General features: G+C 69.0%; 12 protein-coding genes. 9 read left to right on the top strand and 3 right to left on the bottom strand.

The features are described 5' to 3' along the window. The first annotated feature begins 5 nt into the window (after positions 1–5). The 9 genes from OHB49_RS37465 (at position 6) to sbnA (ending at position 14,549) form a co-directional block, all read left to right on the top strand. Positions 6–1,769 carry an FAD-dependent oxidoreductase gene (locus tag OHB49_RS37465; RefSeq protein WP_329165343.1) on the top strand — a complete coding sequence of 588 codons (1,764 nt, stop codon included), beginning with the start codon at positions 6–8 and terminating at the stop codon, positions 1,767–1,769. Between the two features lie 89 nt (positions 1,770–1,858). Next, positions 1,859–2,641: a CoA transferase subunit A gene (locus tag OHB49_RS37460; protein WP_030973047.1), complete on the top strand. Its 783-nt coding sequence runs from the start codon at positions 1,859–1,861 to the stop codon at positions 2,639–2,641. Then, positions 2,641–3,285 (top strand): CoA transferase subunit B, encoded by a 645-nt coding sequence (locus tag OHB49_RS37455; protein WP_329165341.1) that lies wholly within the window; start codon positions 2,641–2,643, stop codon positions 3,283–3,285. The genes OHB49_RS37460 and OHB49_RS37455 overlap by 1 nt, the downstream gene beginning before the upstream one ends. A 115-nt stretch (positions 3,286–3,400) precedes the next feature. Then, positions 3,401–4,591 (top strand): thiolase family protein, encoded by a 1,191-nt coding sequence (locus OHB49_RS37450; RefSeq protein WP_030973043.1) that lies wholly within the window; start codon positions 3,401–3,403, stop codon positions 4,589–4,591. Positions 4,592–5,311: 720 nt separating this feature from the next. Beyond that, positions 5,312–7,846: a Pls/PosA family non-ribosomal peptide synthetase gene (locus OHB49_RS37445; protein ID WP_329165340.1), complete on the top strand. Its 2,535-nt coding sequence runs from the start codon at positions 5,312–5,314 to the stop codon at positions 7,844–7,846. Between the two features lie 62 nt (positions 7,847–7,908). Next, entirely contained in the window at positions 7,909–11,163 is a 3,255-nt protein-coding gene (locus OHB49_RS37440) for a non-ribosomal peptide synthetase (RefSeq protein WP_329165339.1), read from the top strand. 23 nt (positions 11,164–11,186) lie between these two features. Continuing rightward, positions 11,187–12,191, top strand: a complete 1,005-nt coding sequence (locus OHB49_RS37435; RefSeq protein ID WP_329165338.1) for a TauD/TfdA family dioxygenase — start codon at positions 11,187–11,189, stop codon at positions 12,189–12,191. Next, positions 12,188–13,258, top strand: a complete 1,071-nt coding sequence (sbnB, locus tag OHB49_RS37430; protein WP_030973036.1) for a 2,3-diaminopropionate biosynthesis protein SbnB — start codon at positions 12,188–12,190, stop codon at positions 13,256–13,258. The genes OHB49_RS37435 and sbnB overlap by 4 nt, the downstream gene beginning before the upstream one ends. Before the next feature lie 208 nt (positions 13,259–13,466). Next, positions 13,467–14,549, top strand: a complete 1,083-nt coding sequence (sbnA, locus tag OHB49_RS37425) for a 2,3-diaminopropionate biosynthesis protein SbnA (RefSeq protein WP_329165336.1) — start codon at positions 13,467–13,469, stop codon at positions 14,547–14,549. Between the two features lie 230 nt (positions 14,550–14,779). On the opposite strand, the gene OHB49_RS37420 is transcribed toward sbnA, so the two are convergent. From OHB49_RS37420 to otnI, 3 genes are read right to left on the bottom strand one after another with little or no spacing between them, the layout of a single operon-like run. Beyond that, complete coding sequence (locus OHB49_RS37420) at positions 14,780–15,514, bottom strand: FadR/GntR family transcriptional regulator (protein ID WP_329165335.1); 735 nt, start codon at positions 15,512–15,514, stop codon at positions 14,780–14,782. Between the two features lie 16 nt (positions 15,515–15,530). Then, on the bottom strand, positions 15,531–16,583 hold the full coding sequence (denD, locus tag OHB49_RS37415) for a D-erythronate dehydrogenase (protein ID WP_329165333.1): 1,053 nt from the start codon (positions 16,581–16,583) through the stop codon (positions 15,531–15,533). Then, on the bottom strand, positions 16,580–17,383 hold the full coding sequence (gene otnI / locus OHB49_RS37410; RefSeq protein WP_329165331.1) for a 2-oxo-tetronate isomerase: 804 nt from the start codon (positions 17,381–17,383) through the stop codon (positions 16,580–16,582). Before otnI ends, denD begins: the two co-directional genes overlap by 4 nt. Positions 17,384–17,386: the final 3 nt, after the last annotated feature.

Raw genomic sequence — 17,386 nt, 5'->3', positions numbered from 1 at the left:
GTCCCATGGAATCGACCCACTCCTACGACACCGACGTCCTTGTGGTCGGCAGCGGCCCCGCCGGCGGCTCCGCGGCCCTGCTTCTGGCCACTTACGGCATCCGCACCCTGCTGGTCACCAAGTACGGCTGGCTGGCCAACACCCCCCGCGCGCACATCACCAATCAGCGCACCATGGAGGTGCTGCGCGACCTCGGTGTCGACGCCGAAGCCACCGCGGCCGGAAGCCCCGCCGAGCTCATGGGCGACACCGTCCTGTGCACCGCCCTGGCCGGCGAGGAGATCGGCCGGATCCGCAGCTGGGGCACCGGACCGCACGCGGCGACCGAGTACGGTGCCGCCAGCCCCGTGCAGATGATCGACCTTCCGCAGACCTATCTGGAACCGATCCTGGTGAAGAACGCCGCGGAGCGGGGCGCCAAGGTCCGTTTCGACACGGAGTTCCTCAGCCTGGAACAGGATGCCGACGGAGTCACCGCCCGGCTCCGGGACCGGCTGCGCGGAGACGAGTTCACGGTGCGCGCCCGCTATCTGATCGGTGCGGACGGCGGCCGCAGCAGTGTGGCCGAGCAGATCGGGCTGCCGATCGCCGGGCAGAGCGGCAAGGCCGGCAGCATGAACATCACCTTCAAGGCCGATCTCTCCCGGCACGTGGCCCACCGCCCGAGCGTTCTGTACTGGGTGATGCGTCCCGGCGCCCATATGGGCGGCATCGGCATGGGCCTGGTGCGCATGGTGCGGCCATGGAACGAATGGCTGCTGGTGTGGGGATACGACATCGACCAGCCCCCGCCCGAGATGGACGAGGCGACCGCCCGGGACATCGTCCACGACCTCATCGGCGACCGGGACATCCCCGTCGAGATCACGTCGAGCTCGCTGTGGACGGTCAACCACAGCTACGCCACGACCTACTCGGCCGGGCGCGTCTTCTGCGCCGGGGACGCGGTGCACCGGCATCCGCCGTCCAACGGCCTCGGTTCCAACACCTCGATCCAGGACTCGTACAACCTGGCCTGGAAGCTCGCCATGGTCATCCGTGGTCAGGCCGGGCCCGGGCTGCTGGACTCGTACACCGCCGAGCGGGCGCCGGTCGGCAAGCAGATCGTCGACCGCGCCAACCTCAGCCGCGACCAGTTCGGCCCGATCTTCCAGGCGCTCGGACTCGACGAGTACAGCGAGGAGGACGACATCGCGGGCGGCCTCGCCGCATGCCGCAGCGAGACGGCCGACGGCACCAAACGGCGGCAGGCGCTGGAAGAGGCCATCCAGCTGAAGAACTACGAGTTCAACGCCCACGGCGTCGAGATGAACCAGCGTTACGTCTCCCCCGCGGTCGTCCCGGACGGCGACGCCGACGAGGTGTGGGCACGGGATCCGGAGCTGTTCCACCAGCCCTCGACCCGGCCCGGCGCGAAACTGCCGCACGCCTGGCTCGTCGACGGCGACGGCAACCGGCTGTCCACGCTGGACATCGTCGGCAAGGGCACCTTCACCGTGCTGACCGGGCTGTCCGGTGGCGTGTGGGAGGCCGCGGCGGCCGAATGCGGGGACACCCTGGGGATTTCGCTGACGTGCGTGCGCATCGGCTCCGAGGACAGCCGCGACGCCTACGGCGAGTGGCGCCGGGCATCGGGGACGGCCGAGGACGGTTGCCTGCTCGTCCGCCCGGACGGACACATCGCCTGGCGGTCCTCCCGGGCACCGCAGGCCGGCTCCTCGGCCTGCGCCGAGCTGCTCGGCGCATTGAGGGCCGTGCTCCAGTGCTGACGGCACGGCACATGCCCGACACAGGATCACACGAACCGAGGCTGACGCCGGTCCGGCGATCTGCCGGACCCGAACGGAGTGCAGTGCACATGGACAAGGTGGTCGCCACCGCCGAGGAGGCGCTGACCGGCGTCATGGACGGAGCATCGTTGGCCGTGGGCGGCTTCGGCCTCAGCGGTGTTCCCAACGTGCTGATCCAGGCGCTGTACGCGACCGGCGCGAGCGGGCTCAGCGTGGTGTCGAACAACTGTGGCGTGGACGGCGGCGGCCTGGGCGTCCTCCTCGCCGCGGGTCGCATCGCCCGTGTCACCGGCTCATACGTCGGCGACAACAAGGAGTTCGCCCGCCAGTACCTCTCGGGGGAACTGCTGGTCGAGCTGACGCCGCAGGGCACGCTCGCCGAGCGCCTGCGAGCCGGCGGCTGCGGCATCCCCGCCTTCTTCACTCCCGCAGGGGTCGGCACCCAGGTCGCCGACGGCGGCCTGCCCTGGCGCTACGCACCGGACGGCACCGTGGCAGTCGCCTCACCGCCCAAGGAAATACGCGAGTTCGACGGCCGGCGTCACGTGCTCGAGCACGGCATCACCACCGACTTCGCGCTCGTCCGCGCCGCCAAGGGCGACCGCCACGGCAATCTCGTCTTCCACCGCTCGGCCCGCAACTTCAACCCGCTCGCCGCCATGGCCGGCCGCGTCACCGTCGCCGAAGTGGAGCAACTGGTCGAGCCCGGCGAGCTGGACCCGGACGAGATCCATCTCCCCGGCGTCTTCGTCCAGCGGGTGGTCGAACTGACCCCGGAGCAGGCCGAGGACAAGCAGATCGAACGGCGCACTGTTTCCGCGCCTCCGGTACGAGGGACGGTGCGGCGCTGATGGCTTGGACCAGGGACGGGATGGCCGCACGCGCGGCCGCCGAGATCCAGGACGGCGACTACGTGAACCTCGGCATCGGACTGCCCACGCTGGTGCCCGAGCACATCGCCGAAGGGGTGCACGTGGTGCTCCAGTCGGAGAACGGCATCCTCGGCGTCGGCCCGTACCCGGCCGACGCGGATGTGGACCCGGATCTCATCAACGCGGGCAAGGAGACGGTCACGGTGCTGCCGGGCGCGAGCTTCTTCGACTCGTCACTGTCCTTCGGGATGATCCGCGGCGGTCACATCGACGCCGCGATTCTGGGGGCCATGCAGGTCTCCGCCGCCGGCGACCTCGCCAACTGGATGATCCCGGGCAAGATGGTGAAGGGCATGGGCGGTGCGATGGATCTCATCCACGGCGCCCGGCGGGTGATCGTCGTGATGGACCACTGCGCCAAGGACGGCAGCCCGAAGATCGTCGAGGCCTGCACCCTGCCCCTGACCGGCAGGGCATGCGTCGACCGCATCATCACCGACCTCGGCGTCCTGGACGTCACCGAGGACGGTCTCGTCCTCGTCGAAACGGCTCCCGACGTCAGCACGGACGACGTCGTCAGCCGTACCGCCGCGCGCGTGCGAGTGCCCGACGCCATCGGCTGACCGCGGTCGGCCCATCCCCCTGATCGCCCGTCGGCCGAGGCTCCTGGACAGCGCCCCGGACCGGCGGGCCGGCATTACCCACCCCCCACATCACTCTCCACCACAAGGAGTCCCGATGAACGAGTACCTGCGGGACGTCTACGTCGTCGACGCCGTCCGTACCCCGATCGGCCGCTACGGCGGGGCGCTGTCCTCGGTACGCCCCGACGACCTCGCCGCCGGCGTGCTGCGTGGTCTGCTCGACCGTAGCCCCACCCTGGACCCGGGCCTCATCGGCGATGTGCTCTTCGGGAACTCCAACGGCGCCGGGGAGGAGAACCGCGATGTCGCCCGCATGGCGGTACTGCTGGCCGGCCTGCCCGTCACGGTCCCCGGAGCCACCGTCAACCGGCTGTGCGGCTCGGGGATGGAGGCCGTCATCCAGGCCGCCCGTGCGGTGGCGCTCGGCGATGTCTCCATCGCGGTGGCAGGCGGGGTGGAGTCCATGAGCCGCGCCCCGTGGGTGCTGCCCAAACCGGAACGAGCCTTCCCGGCAGGAAACCAGCAGCTGTACTCCACCACCCTGGGCTGGAGGATGATCAACCCGCGCATGCCCGAGGAGTGGACCATCCCGCTCGGCGAGAGCGCAGAGCTGATCGCCGACAAGTACGGAATCACCCGCGAGGCCCAGGACGTCTTCGCGCTCGCCAGTCATCGGAAGGCCTCACAGGCGTGGAAGGACGGTGCCTACGACGCCGAGGTGGTTCCCGTCGACGGGGTCGATCTCGCCCGCGACGAGGGAATCCGGGACGACACGTCTCTCGATGCGCTGGCCCGTCTCAAGCCCGTCTTCCGTGAGGGCGGTACGGTCACAGCCGGCAACGCCTCGCCCCTCAACGACGGCGCCGCAGCCCTGCTGCTGGCCGACGAGGCCGGGCTGGCCGAGATCGGCCGCGAGCCGCTGGCCAGGATCCGGGCAGGCGCCGTGACCGGCATCGAGCCGCAGTACTTCGGTCTGGGCCCGGTCGATGCCATTCGCAAGGCCCTGACGAGGGCCGGGCGCGGCTTCGGCGACCTGCACACCGTCGAGCTCAACGAAGCCTACGCCGCCCAGGCGTTGGGCTGCCTCGCGGCCCTGCCCGACCTCGACTCCGGCCTCCTCAACACGAGGGGCGGAGCCATCGCCCTCGGACATCCCCTCGGCGCCTCCGGCGCCCGCATCGCCGGAGCAGTCGCCCACCAGCTCGCCGAAGCGGGCTCGGGCACGGGGCTGGCCGCGCTGTGCATCGGTGTCGGGCAGGGACTGGCCCTGGTCCTGGAGCGCTGACTCGAGCCCTGGCGTCGGCGACCCGCGGCATAGTGATGGCCGGGGCGGTGGGCGCGGTGGGGACCCAGGTGAGGGAAGCGGTCGCCAAGGGCTGTCCCGTAATCCCTGGTGGATCGGCGCGCGGCTCAGATGCGGTGCATCGCAAGGCGGAGGGGCGTCCTCGTACCGGTCGTATTCGGGCGTTCCGACAACGCGGCGAGGTGCCGTAGCTGTCGTCGCGCGCCCGCCGGGGGTTACGGGACAGCCCTTGGGCCGTTACCCCCGGATGGCCGTACCTCACCGGATCCAGTCACATGAGATGGTTTCGGCCGCGTGTGCCACCGCGCCACCACCGAGAAGCGTGTGGGCGCCGCTCAGCCGCCTCGAAGCCGCGGCGTCTCGGGTGCCGTCACCACCCCGCCGCGCTCTCCCAATTGACTGTCACGCGCCCCGGCGCAGCTCCCTCCAGGGTCATGCACACGCCACTCGCATGCAGTAGGGCAAGACCGATCCGCAGCTCGTCGCCGTCGCACCGGCCGGGACCGTGGACAAGGAATGAACCGGGCAGTTCGAGTGGCAGCCCGACGGTGGTCAGCTGAGACTGAGGCAACGGTTATTGAACCGGACAACAGACCCGGCCTCATGACTTCCGGACTATTCGATCCGGCCATCGAAAGGCGCGCGTAGCAGGACGCCGACCGTCATGGCCGACGACTCTCGAAAGTTCCTCAAGGAGCTCGCATGGAGGAGAAATCCCTCGAAGTCCTGACGCCCGAGCCGAATGAATCCGCGAACGACACGTGCGGGTACACCGACCCGGAGACCGGCATCGAGAGAGATCTCGCCAAGGTGCTCGCTGACGTCATGTGCGTCGAACGGGTGTCGGTCGACAGCCACTTCTTCGATGATCTCGGCGCCAACTCGTTGGTGATGGCCCACTTCTGCGCACGGGTCAGGAAGCGGCCGGACCTCCCGTCGGCGTCGATGAAGGACATCTACCGGAACCCGACGATCCGAAGCCTGGCGACGGGGCTCGCGGAAGCCGCGCCCGTCCCTGTCGAGTCGTCGGTCACGGCGTCGACCGAGGTGGTGACCCCGGTCGGCACGGTGCGGTACGCCCTCTGCGGAACGCTGCAGTTCCTGCTCTTCCTGGGATATTCATTCCTCGCCGGACTTGTTGCCGACCTGGGCTATGCATGGGTCGCCGCCGGCTCGGATGTGATCGACATCTACCTGCGATCGTTCGTCTTCGGCGGCGCCGGCTTCGTCGGCCTGTGCACCTTCCCCATCGCGGCCAAATGGCTCCTCGTCGGCCGGTGGAAATCGCGCGAGTTCCCGGTCTGGGGTCTGACGTATCTGCGGTTCTGGACCGTCAAGGTGCTGATCCACGCCAACCCGATGATCTTCTTTGTCGGCAATCCCTTGTACGTGCTGTACCTGCGGGCCCTGGGCGCGCGGATCGGCAAGGGGGTCACGATCCTCTCCCGCAACGTTCCGGTCTGCCCCGACCTGCTCACGATCGGCGCCGACACGGTGATCCGCAAGGACTCGTTCTTCCTCTGCTACCGGGCGCATGCCGGCCGCATCCAGACCGGCCGCGTCACCCTTGGCCGGGACGTGTTCATCGGCGAGAAGACCGTCCTCGACATCGACACATCGATGGGCGACGGGGCGCAGCTCGGCCACACGTCCACGCTGTACAGCGGCCAGGCGGTCCCGGGCGGTCAGCGCTGGCACGGATCCCCGGCACAGGTCACGCAGCACGACTACCTGAGGATCGGGCCGGCCAGGTGCAGCACGCTGCGCCGGGCGGGCTTCGGTCTCGTCACCGTGCTCCAGCTGTTCTTCCTCTACGTGCCGCTGGCTGTCGGGGGCGCGTACATGCTGGTGACCCTGGTTCCGGCGCTGCAAAACCGGCTGGGCCCGGGCAGTATGGGGTTCACATCGACGGATCTCTACGTAGACGCGCTGATCCTGTCCCTGGTGTTGTTCTTCGGCTTCGTCGTCGTGGGTCTGGCCGTACTGTTCACCGTTCCGCGCCTGCTTAACCTGGTCGTCGAGCCGGACAAGGTCTATCCGCTGTACGGCTTCCACTACTCGGCGCACCGGGCGATCGGGCGCATGACCAACATCAAGTTCTTCAAATGGCTGTTCGGTGACAGCTCCTACATCGTCCAATACTTGCGCGGCCTCGGGTACGACTTGTCCCGGGTCGAGCAGACCGGGTCGAACTTCGGCACGGAAGTGCAGCACGAGACCCCGTATCTGTGCTCTGTCGGCAGCGGGACGATGGTCGCCGACGGGCTCTCCATCGTGAACGCCGACTTCTCGAGCACGTCCTTCCGGGTGTCCCGGGCCTCGATCGGGCCATACAACTTTCTCGGGAACAACATCGCCTATCCCTCAGGGGCCAGAACGGGTGAGAACTGTCTCCTTGCGACGAAGGTGATGGTTCCGCTCGACGGCGAGGTGCGCGAGGGCGTGGGCCTGCTCGGCTCGCCTTGCTTCGAGATTCCCCGGTCGGTAGAGCGCGACTCCCGGTTCGACCACCTTCGGACCGGCGACGAGTTGCGCCGCAGCCTCGCCGCGAAGAACCGCTACAACATCCGCTCGATGGTGTTCTTCCTGCTCGTGCGGTGGCTGCACTTCTTCGTGCTCACGATGCTCGGCCTCGCGAACGCCGAACTGTACGACGCGTACGGACATGTGCTGATCGCTGTGTTCCTGGTGCTCAGTCTCGGGTTCACCGCTGTCTACTTCGTACTGGTGGAGCGTGGTATCGCGGCATTCCGTACGCTGCGACCGCAGTTGTGTTCCATCTACGACCCGTACTTCTGGTGGCACGAGCGTCTCTGGAAGGTGCCCGACACGTATCTCAATGTCTTCAACGGCACCCCTTTCAAAAACGTGATCTGGCGGATGCTGGGTGTTCGGATCGGCAGCAGGGTCTTCGACGACGGCTGCTATTTGACGGAGCGGACGCTCACCACCATCGGGAGCGACTGCACGCTCAATGCGGGAAGCAAGATCCAGTGCCACTCGCAGGAGGACGGCACCTTCAAGTCCGATCGCAGCACCATCGCCGCCGGCTGCACCCTCGGTGTGGGAGCCCACGTCCACTACGGCGTGACGATGGGCGACGGCGCGGCACTCGCCCCCGACTCCTTTCTCATGAAAGGCGAAGAAGTCCCACAGCACGCACGCTGGGGAGGAAACCCCGCCACGGAGATGCGAGATGCCTCCTATCAGCCCGAGGCACTGACGCGGAAGGGATAGCAGCGCCGCCCCTGTCGGCGCGAACGGCTCGGTGGCGACGGTGAATGGAGAGGGACGACCAGATGGGAAAGCAAGTGCAGGCCGACCGGGAATTCTGGCGCGCGGTGCTCCTCGCCGGTGGATTCACCGCCGTACCGCGGTGGACCCTCGATCCGGTGACGGGCGTCGGCGAACACGAAGCGGCGATCCCGGACGACGTCGTGGCAGCGTTGGGCCGGTTGGCCAAGGACCTGGCGGTGCCGCTCGACTCCGTGCTGCTGGCCGCGCACGCCAAGGTGCTTGCCGCACTGTCCGGCGAGCGCGAGGTCGCGACCGGTTACGTCACTGTGGAGGGCGGCCGGCCGCTGCCCTGCCGGCTGAAGACCGACCTCGGCCCGTGGCGGGCGCTGCTGATGGATGCCCATCGAGCCGTGTCGGATCTGCTGTTGCACAAGGACTTTCCGGTCGATGAGCTCAGGCGCGAGCTGGGCCTGGCCGAACCGCCGATCGAGACCGTCTTCGATCCGCACGGCTCGGGCGGCGAAATCGCCGGTAACACCGTGCTGTGGGTGGGAGTTTCGCAACGCGACGGCCGCCTCATGCTGCGACTGCGGTACCGGACCGAGGCGCTCGACACGGACTGCGCCGTCAGGATCGCCGGTTACCACCTCACCGCGCTCGCGCTCGTCGCCGCCGATCCGGACGCCGAGCACGCGCGGCAGAGCCTGCTCTCCGCCGAGGAACTCCACTTCCAGCTCGAAGAACTCGCCGGTCCACGCCGGGAGCTGCCGGACCACCGGTTCCACGAGCTGTTCGAGCAGCGGGTGGCCGCTCACCCGGATTCCGTCGCCGCGGTGCACGGGGAGCAGCAGCTGACGTATCGGGAACTCAACGCGCGCGCCAACCGGGTGGGACGAGCCCTGTTGGCGCGGGGGCTGCGCCGCGAGGGTGTCGTCGCGGTGGTGACCGAGCGCAACCTGGACTGGATGGCCGCCGTCCTCGCTGTCTTCAAGGCCGGCGGCGTGTACCTGCCCATCGAGCCGCACTTCCCGGCCGATCGCGTCGCGACCATGCTCTCCCGTGCCGCATGCGGACTCGTGCTGACCGAACCCGGCAGCACCTCCACGCTCGACCAGGCCCTCGGCTCTCTGTCCGGGATCCAGAAGCTCTTCGTCGGCGCTGCCTACGAGGAGGACCATGCCGACGACGATCTGAGCCTCCGCGTCGAGCCGGACCAGCTCGCCTACATCTATTTCACCTCCGGCTCCACGGGCGAGCCCAAGGGCGCGATGTGCGAGCACGCGGGCATGCTGAACCACCTCTACGCCAAGATCGACGACCTGGGGATCGGCGAGGGACAGGTGGTCGCCCAGACCGCACCCCAGTGCTTCGACATCTCGCTGTGGCAACTGGTCTCCGGGCTGCTGGTCGGCGGACGGACCCTGCTGGTGGAGCAGGAGGTGATCCTGGACGTCCAGCGGTTCGTCGACAAGATCATTGACGGCCGGGTCGCCGTCCTCCAGGTCGTACCCTCCTACCTGGACGTCGTCGTGTCCTGTCTGCAGCAGCGCCCCCGCGAGCTGCCGGACCTGCGGTGCGTGTCGGTCACCGGCGAGGCGCTGAAGAAGGAGCTCGCGCAGCGATGGTTCGCCTCCCAGCCCGGGATCAAGCTGGTCAACGCCTACGGGCTGACCGAGACCTCGGACGACACGAACCACGAGGTCATGGACCGCATGCCCGACGGGGACCGGATCCTGCTGGGTCCCGCGGTCAACAACGTGCACGTGTATGTCGTCGACGAGCACCTGACCCCGGTACCGCTCGGCGCCCCCGGTCTGATCGTCTTCTCCGGCGTCTGCGTCGGCCGCGGATACGTCAACGACCCGGAGCGCACCCGGCAGGCCTATCTGGCCGATCCGCACCGTGAGGGTGCCCGGCTCTACCGGGGCGGCGACTACGGCCGCTGGCAGCCCGGGGGCAAGCTGGAGTTCCTCGGCCGCCGGGACAACCAGGTGAAGATTCGTGGCTTCCGGATCGAGATCGGCGAGATCGAGAACACCCTGTTGCGGGTGCCCGGTGTTCGCGACGGTGCGGTGGTGGTCACCGAGCGGGCCGACCGGAGCAAGCACCTGGTGGCGTTCTACTCCGGTCGGCGGCAACTCGAGGCCGGCGTCCTGCTCGACCGGCTCGGTGAGTCGCTGCCCGAGTACATGGTGCCGTCGGCCTTCCACTGGCGGGAAAGTCTGCCGCTGACGGCCAACAGCAAGATCGACAGGGAGACTCTGCGGGCGCTCGCCGGAGAACTCGGTGCCGTCCAGGACGAGTACCGCGCGCCCACCACCCCGACCGAGCAGCAACTGGCGGCCGCATGGGCGAAGGTGCTCGGCATCCCGGAGAACCAGATCGGACGGCGGGACCACTTCTTCGACCGGGGCGGCACGTCGCTGTCGGCGGTGAAGCTGGCGATCACCCTGGACCGCGTGGTGTCCCTCAAGGACGTCACCCGGCACCCGGTCCTCGCCGATCTGGCCGGGCTGGTCGACGGCAGGTCCGAGCGGCGCTCCGGGCTGCTTCAGTCGCTGTCGGAATCGGACGGTACGCAGCCCGCTGCCCTGGTGTGCTTCCCCTACGCCGGCGGCAACGCGGTGAACTTCCAGCCGATGGCCAGGGCACTGTCGGCCGGCGGCCCGGCGGTCTTCGCCGTCGAGCTGCCCGGTCACGACGTGGCTGCCGAGAGCGAGCCGTTCGCGCCGATGGCACAGGTGGTCGAGCAGGTCGTCGACGAGATCATCCGGCACGGCCTGACGAAGGTCCTGCTGTGGGGCCATTCCTCGGGCACCGCGTCGGCCGTGGAGACGGCCAGGAAGCTGCAGGAGCGCGGGGTGGACGTCCAGCGGGTGTTCCTCGGCGCGCAGCTGCTCGGAAGCGCCGCCGACCGGCGCGCCACCATCACGGAGCTGACCGGGCGAAGCGACGCCGAGATCGCCGCGGGGCTGAGCGCGGACGGTGGATACACCGAGCTCGGTGAGTTGGATGCCCGGCACGCCGAGCACATCGGTGCCGCCTACCGGCACGACTGTGTGTCCGCACACCACTATTTCGCCGACGCCCTGGACAACCCACCGGCGCTCAAGCTGTCCGCGCCGGTCACCGTGGTCGTTGCCGCCGACGACCCGAGCGCGGCGGATTACCCGCGCCGGTACCGCGACTGGCAGCTCCTGGCCGAACAGGTCGACCTGCACGAGCTCGCCGACGGAGGCCACTACTTCCCGCGCACCCGCCCGACCGAGGCGGCGGAGGCCGTGCTGCGCGCCGCCGATCTGTTCGCTTCTTCCTGACTGGCAACTGAAAGGACATCGAGATGTCGTCCCTATCCACGGCGTCGCTGGTCGACGTGGAACGTGAACCCGGCAAACTCCCGCTGCTGCGGGCCGAGACCACCGGCGACGCGCTGAGCTGGGCGGCCGAGCACCGGGACGCGCTGCGCGCTGTCGTCGCCGAGCACGGTTCGGTCCTGGTCCGCGGCCTCGGGCTGCGCGACGCGGTCGGAACGGGCGCCGTCTTCTCGAAGCTGGCCGCGGGTCTGATGACCGAGAAGGAGGTCTTCGCGCCCCGGCGGACCTACTCCGACGGCGTGTACTCCTCATCGAAGTGGCCTCCGAACCAGCCGATGTGCATGCACCACGAACTGAGCTACACGCTTGAGTTCCCCGGCATGATGATGTTCGCCTGTCTCAGCGCGCCCGCCGACGGCGGAGCGACCGCGGTGGCCGACTCATCGACCGTGCTCGACGCGCTGCCCGCCGAGTTGACCGAGCGGTTCGAGCGGGAGGGCTGGCTGCTCACCCGCAGCTACAACGACGAGATCGGGGCCACCGTCGCCGAGGCGTTCGGCACCGATGACCGTGGCGCCGTCGAGAGCTACTGCCGCGCCAACGCGATCACGTTCGAGTGGCAGCCCGACGGTGGGCTGCGCACCAGGCAGCGCCGCAGCGCCGTGGTGCGTCACCCGGTCACCGGCCGGCGCTGCTGGTTCAACCAGATCGCGTTCCTCAACGAGTGGACGATGGCCCCCGAGGTCCGCGAGTACCTGGTGGACCTCTACGGCGCCGACGGGCTGCCGTTCAATACCCGCTTCGGCAATGGCGACCCGATCGCCGAGGACGTCGTGCAGCTGCTCAACAGCGTCTACGAGGCCAACACCGCACGCGAGGCGTGGCAGGCCGGCGACCTGATGCTCGTCGACAACATCCGCACCGCGCACAGCAGGGAGCCCTTCGAGGGACCGCGCGAAGTGCTCGTCGCCATGGCCGACCCGGTGCATCTGGCCGACTGCTCGCCGACCGTCGAGGTGACCACAGGATGACCGCCGTCGCTTCCACCGCAACGAAGACCGCACTGTCCGCGCCGATCACCGTGCCACCGTTCGCGGTGATCTCCGGTGCCCAGGTCCAGCGCGCGCTGCACGGACGCGAGAAACGAATCGTGGAGTTGGTCGAGGCGACCTACCGGGTGCACGGCGCCGGTGATTCGGTGAACCCGCCGTCGTACTTCCTGCGTTTCCCCGACCGCCCGTCCTCCCGGATCATCGCGCTGCCCGCCTCGATCGGCGGGGAGGTGCGGGTGGACGGCCTGAAGTGGATCTCCAGCTTCCCGGAGAACGTGACGGCGGGCATCCCGAGGGCCTCGGCCGTGCTGATCCTCAACGACCCTGACACCGGCTACCCGTTCGCCTGTCTGGAAAGCTCGATCATCAGCGCCACCAGGACTGCGGCATCGGCGGCGGCGGCGGCCGACTGGCTCAGCCGCGACCGGCCGCGCCCGACGCGAGTCGGGTTCTTCGGGGCGGGCTTGATCGCCCGCTACATCCACACCTTCCTGGCGGGCACCGGCTGGTCGTTCGACGAGATCGGCGTGCACGACCTGTCCGCCGACAGCGCGGCAGGCTTCCGGTGCTACCTGGAACAGTCGGGCACCAGCGGCCGGATCACCGTGCACGACAGCGCCGAGCAGCTGATCCGACACAGCGACCTGGTGGTATTCGCGACCGTCGCCGGCCAGCCGCATGTCAGCGACCTGTCATGGTTCGCACACAATCCACTGGTGCTGCACGTGTCGCTGCGCGATCTCGCGCCGGAGGTCCTGCTCGCTTCGACCAACATCGTCGATGACGTCGAGCACTGTCTGAAGGCCGACACCTCGCCGCATCTGGCGGAGCAGCTCACGGGCAACCGGGACTTCCTGCACGGCACGCTGGACGACGTGATGGCCGGGCGCGTGACGGTGCCGACGGACCGGCCGGTGGTGTTCTCGCCCTTCGGCCTCGGGGTGCTCGACCTCGCGGTGGGCAAGGACGTCTACGACGAAGTGGTCCGTAGGGGCGAGTTGCACGTCGTCGACGACTTCTTCCACGAACTGAGCCGGTACGGATGAGCCGGCCGAGATTCCAGGAGGCTTGTGCAGGGCCGGTCCCAGCAGAGATCCCCGGTCAAGTCGCAGGTCAGGACATACGGAACAGCGGCCGCTGACGCGGGGCCGCCCGGTCGGTTCGACACGGGCTCCCGGCCACAAGAAGCGAGAGGCCCGCCCGCGGTCGGATGGACGTTCCGAAACTGCTCTGCGCCAGATAGAGGAGACCACGGTGCCCGTCATATCCGTTCCCTACGCCTTCAACGAAGAGGAGCTCTATGTCGACCTTCGGTCGATCGTCGGGCACTCGCTCTACCTGAAGTGTGAGGGCTTCAACTTCGCCGGCTCGATCAAGTTGAAGGCCGCGACCGAGATGGTGGAGACCGCTGAGCGAGATGGAGTCCTGACGCCGAAGTCGATCCTGGTCGAGTCCTCGTCCGGAAACCTCGGCGTGGCACTGAGCATGATCGCGGCGAGCAAGGGCTACCGGTTCCTGTGCGTGACGGACGCCCGCGGCAACCTGTCGACCAGGTTGATGATGGAGGCGTTGGGCAGCCAGGTGCACGTGATCGCCGACCAGGAGGCCAACGGCGGCTTTCTCGGCGCGCGAATCGAGTACATCCGCGCGCTGTGCGCCTCCGACGACCGGTACGTGTGGCTCAGCCAGTACACCAATCCGAGCAACTGGAAGGCGCACTACCGCACGACAGCGCCGGAGATCGCCCGCCAGTTCCCGCGGCTGGACGTCCTGTTCGTCGGGGCCGGCACCACCGGAACCCTGATGGGCTGCGCGCGCTACTTCCGGGAATGGCACCGGCCGGTGCGGATCATCGCGGTGGACAGCGTCGGCAGTGTGTCCTTCGGCGGTTCGCCGGGCCGCCGGATGATTCCCGGCCTGGGGATGAGTATGCGACCGCCGCTGCTCGACGAGTCCTATGTGGACGAGGTGATACGTGTCGAGGAGGCGGACACCATCCGTACCTGTCATCGTCTGGCCAGGCGCGGATTCCTGTTGGGCGGCTCCACCGGCACGGTGGTCAGCGGCGCGACGGACTGGTTGGCCCGGCATGACGCGCGCGAACTCACCGCGGTGGCGATCGGCCCGGACCTCGGCGAGCGCTACCTGGACACCATTTACCACACCAACTGGCTGCAGGACATTTATGGCGAGGACGTGCTCAACTCCCGCGAGGTGCCCGCCGGTTCCTGGGCAGACGCGGACGCGCCGGTGGCACGGTGGCGCCGGCGGCTGGACCTGCAGCCCGGCGACCGCAACGGCGACCAGCACCATCAGCTCCAGGATCGTAAGACCTAGGTTCTTTCGGTGGGAACAAGCGGCTGCCCGAAGCCGCATGCGGACGGACCCTGATGGGAGAGCCGCAGTACAGCGCACCCGACGGCGCGACTGCAGAGGCGTCACGGAATGTTCCAGGGGACGGAAGCGGATCCGCGCCGCCGTAACCCTCGGCCTCGACGAACCTGAGCCGTTCGTTCATCGAGTACGGACGGGCCTGTTCGATCTCCGCATTCCGGGACTACGCCGCGTCAGGGCCCGGCGTCGAGGTCCACGTCGAGGTCCTCGGTCTCGGTCCAGAATCCGTCGTCCGCGTCCTGCAGCCGTGAGGCGGCGTGCTTCAAGTGGCGGCGCGCGGCGGCGCGCGCCTCCTCGGCGGCGCCGGCCTCGATGGCGGCCAGGATGGCGTGGTGCTCCTGCCGGACGGCTTCGATGAAGTCGCCCCGTCGCGCCTCGTTCGCGCGCGTGACGCGTATGCCGCTGCGCAGCACCTCGCCGAGGTACCGCACCGTCGAGACCATCACCGCGTTCCCTGTCGACTCCGCGATGGACCGGTGGAAGGCGAGATCCTCCTCCGCGCCGTCACCGCCGACCGCGACCGCCGCGTCGATCGCGGCCAGGGCCTGACGCATCCGGGCGAGGTCGGCCGGTGTGGCGCGGGTGGCTGCGAGATGGGCGGCCTCGCCTTCCAGGGCGCGGCGTACTTCAACGATCTGCCGGACCTTGGACCGGGTGTCGGCGGCCTCGAGATCGAGCGGTCGTGTGCGCCGGGGCAGGACGTAGACACCGAGACCTTGGCGCGGTTCGACCAGCCCCGCATTGCGGAGCCTCGACACGGCCTCGCGCACCACCGTGCGGCTGACTCCCAACTGCTTGACCAGCTCCACCTCGGTCGGCAGCTTGTCGCCCTCGGCCAGCCGCCCGGACTCGATCTCCTCCGCAAGGATCGCGGCGACCCGATCCGCGAGCCGGACGGGACCGCTCACCTTGGAAAACATATCGTCAGTCTATCGGTGCGGGCCGGGCCGGCCTGGCTGTGAGGAGTGCGTCGGCCACGACCGCGTCGGAGTGGTCTTCGAGGTAGTCCCGCACCACCGATTCGAAGCTCGGATCGGCCTCCAGCCCGAGCACGTCGGCGCGCGCGTTGTCGAAGACAGCGGGCCACGAGCCCACGATGGCCTCGACGTCACGATCGGGCGCGATCGTGACCAGGTCGGCGACGGCGTCGCCGGCCACCCGCCGCAACGTGGCCAGCATCTCGGCGACCGTGACCGTGAGCGCCGGAAGATTGACCGGCACGCCGCCGTTGAGGCGGCCCGGCCCCTCGCCGCGCTCGGCCTCGGCGACGCGGAGGATTCCCTCGACCGTGCGTCGTGGTGAGGCCAGGGCCACCCGCAGGTCGGGGCGCACCGGGCAGGTCGCCGGAAGGCCCGCGAGCGGCTCGCGGATGATGCAGGACAGGAAGCCGGAGGCCGCCGCGTTCGGCTTGCCCGGCCGCACCGACACGGTCATCAGGCGGGTGACGCGTCCGTCGACGAAACCGCGGCGGGTGTAGTCCGCGATCAGCTGTTCGCAGACGAGCTTCTGCGTGCCGTAGCTCGACCGTGGCGTCGGCAGGGTCGACTCGCTGACCACCGGGGGCAGGGGCAGCGCGGGGTCGGAACCGTAGACCGCGACACTGCTGGAGAACACGACCCGCGCTGTCGGCCCGCCGGCGACCGACTGTGCCCGGGCGGCTTCGAGCAGCGCGCGGGTCCCGTCCACGTTGGCGCTCATGCCGAGGTCGAAGTCGGCCTCGCACTCGGCCGAGACCGCGGAGGCGAGGTGGATCAGCACATCCACGGGCTCCGCGAACAGGTCGTCGAGGCGGTCGGTCAGGTCGCCCTGCACGATGTCCACGAGCGGGTCGGCCGCCGTCGGCGCATCGGCCTGAACGAAGCGGTCGGCGAGTACCAGCCGGTCGATCGGTACACCCCGGAACGTCCGCGTCTCGAGCAGTCTGTCGGCGACCTGCCGTCCCAGGAAGCCGAAGCCACCCGTGATGACGATCCTCATGCGTTTTCTCCTTGGTAGTCGTTCAGCCAGCCGAGACCCTCGCTCGTGCCGGCGCGGGGGCGGTACTCGCAGCCGATCCACCCGTCGAAGGCCAGGTCGTCCACGACGCCGAGGACATGGCGGAAGTCGACCTCGCCCCGGTCGGGCTCGTGGCGGTCAGGCACGCCCGCCACCTGCAGATGGCCGACCCGTCCGGTCGGCAGGTCGCGGCGGAGGGTCTCGCTGAGGTCGCCCTCGACGATCTGGCAGTGGTAGAGGTCGAGCTGCACCTTGAGATTGGTGGCTCCGACGTCCTGCACAAGGGCGTGGGCATCGGCCTGCCTGTTCAGGAAGTAGCCCGGCATGTCACGGCCGTTGATCGGCTCGACCAGGATGTCGACGCCCGCCGCGGCGGCCTGGTCCGCGGCCCGGGCGAGGTTGGCCAGGTAGGTGTCGCGGTGCTCGGCGAGCTCGGCCGGCTTCGCGTCCGGCGGCACCAGCCCCGCCATCATGTGGACCCGCGGGCAGCCGAGCGCCACGGCGTATTCGAGTGCCCGGTCGATCCCGGCGCGGACCTCCACCTCGCGTCCGGGCAGCGCCGCGATACCACGCTCTCCCGATTCCCACGCCCCGGGAGGTGCGTTGAAGAGCACCTGTCGCAGGCCGTGGTCGTCGAGCCGGCGACGCAGCTCGGTGGCGTCGTACTCGTAGGGGAAGAGGTACTCGACGGCCTCGAAACCGTCTGCCGCCGCGGCGGCGAAGCGGTCGAGGAAGTTGTGTTCCGTGTACATCATGGACAGGTTCGCGGCGAACCTAGGCATGCT

Origin of the sequence: Streptomyces sp. NBC_01717, assembly GCF_036248255.1 — a bacterium.
Classification (GTDB): domain Bacteria; phylum Actinomycetota; class Actinomycetes; order Streptomycetales; family Streptomycetaceae; genus Streptomyces.
Note: the sequence above shows the minus strand (reverse complement) of the source record. Positions and strands in the feature narration are given on the sequence as shown.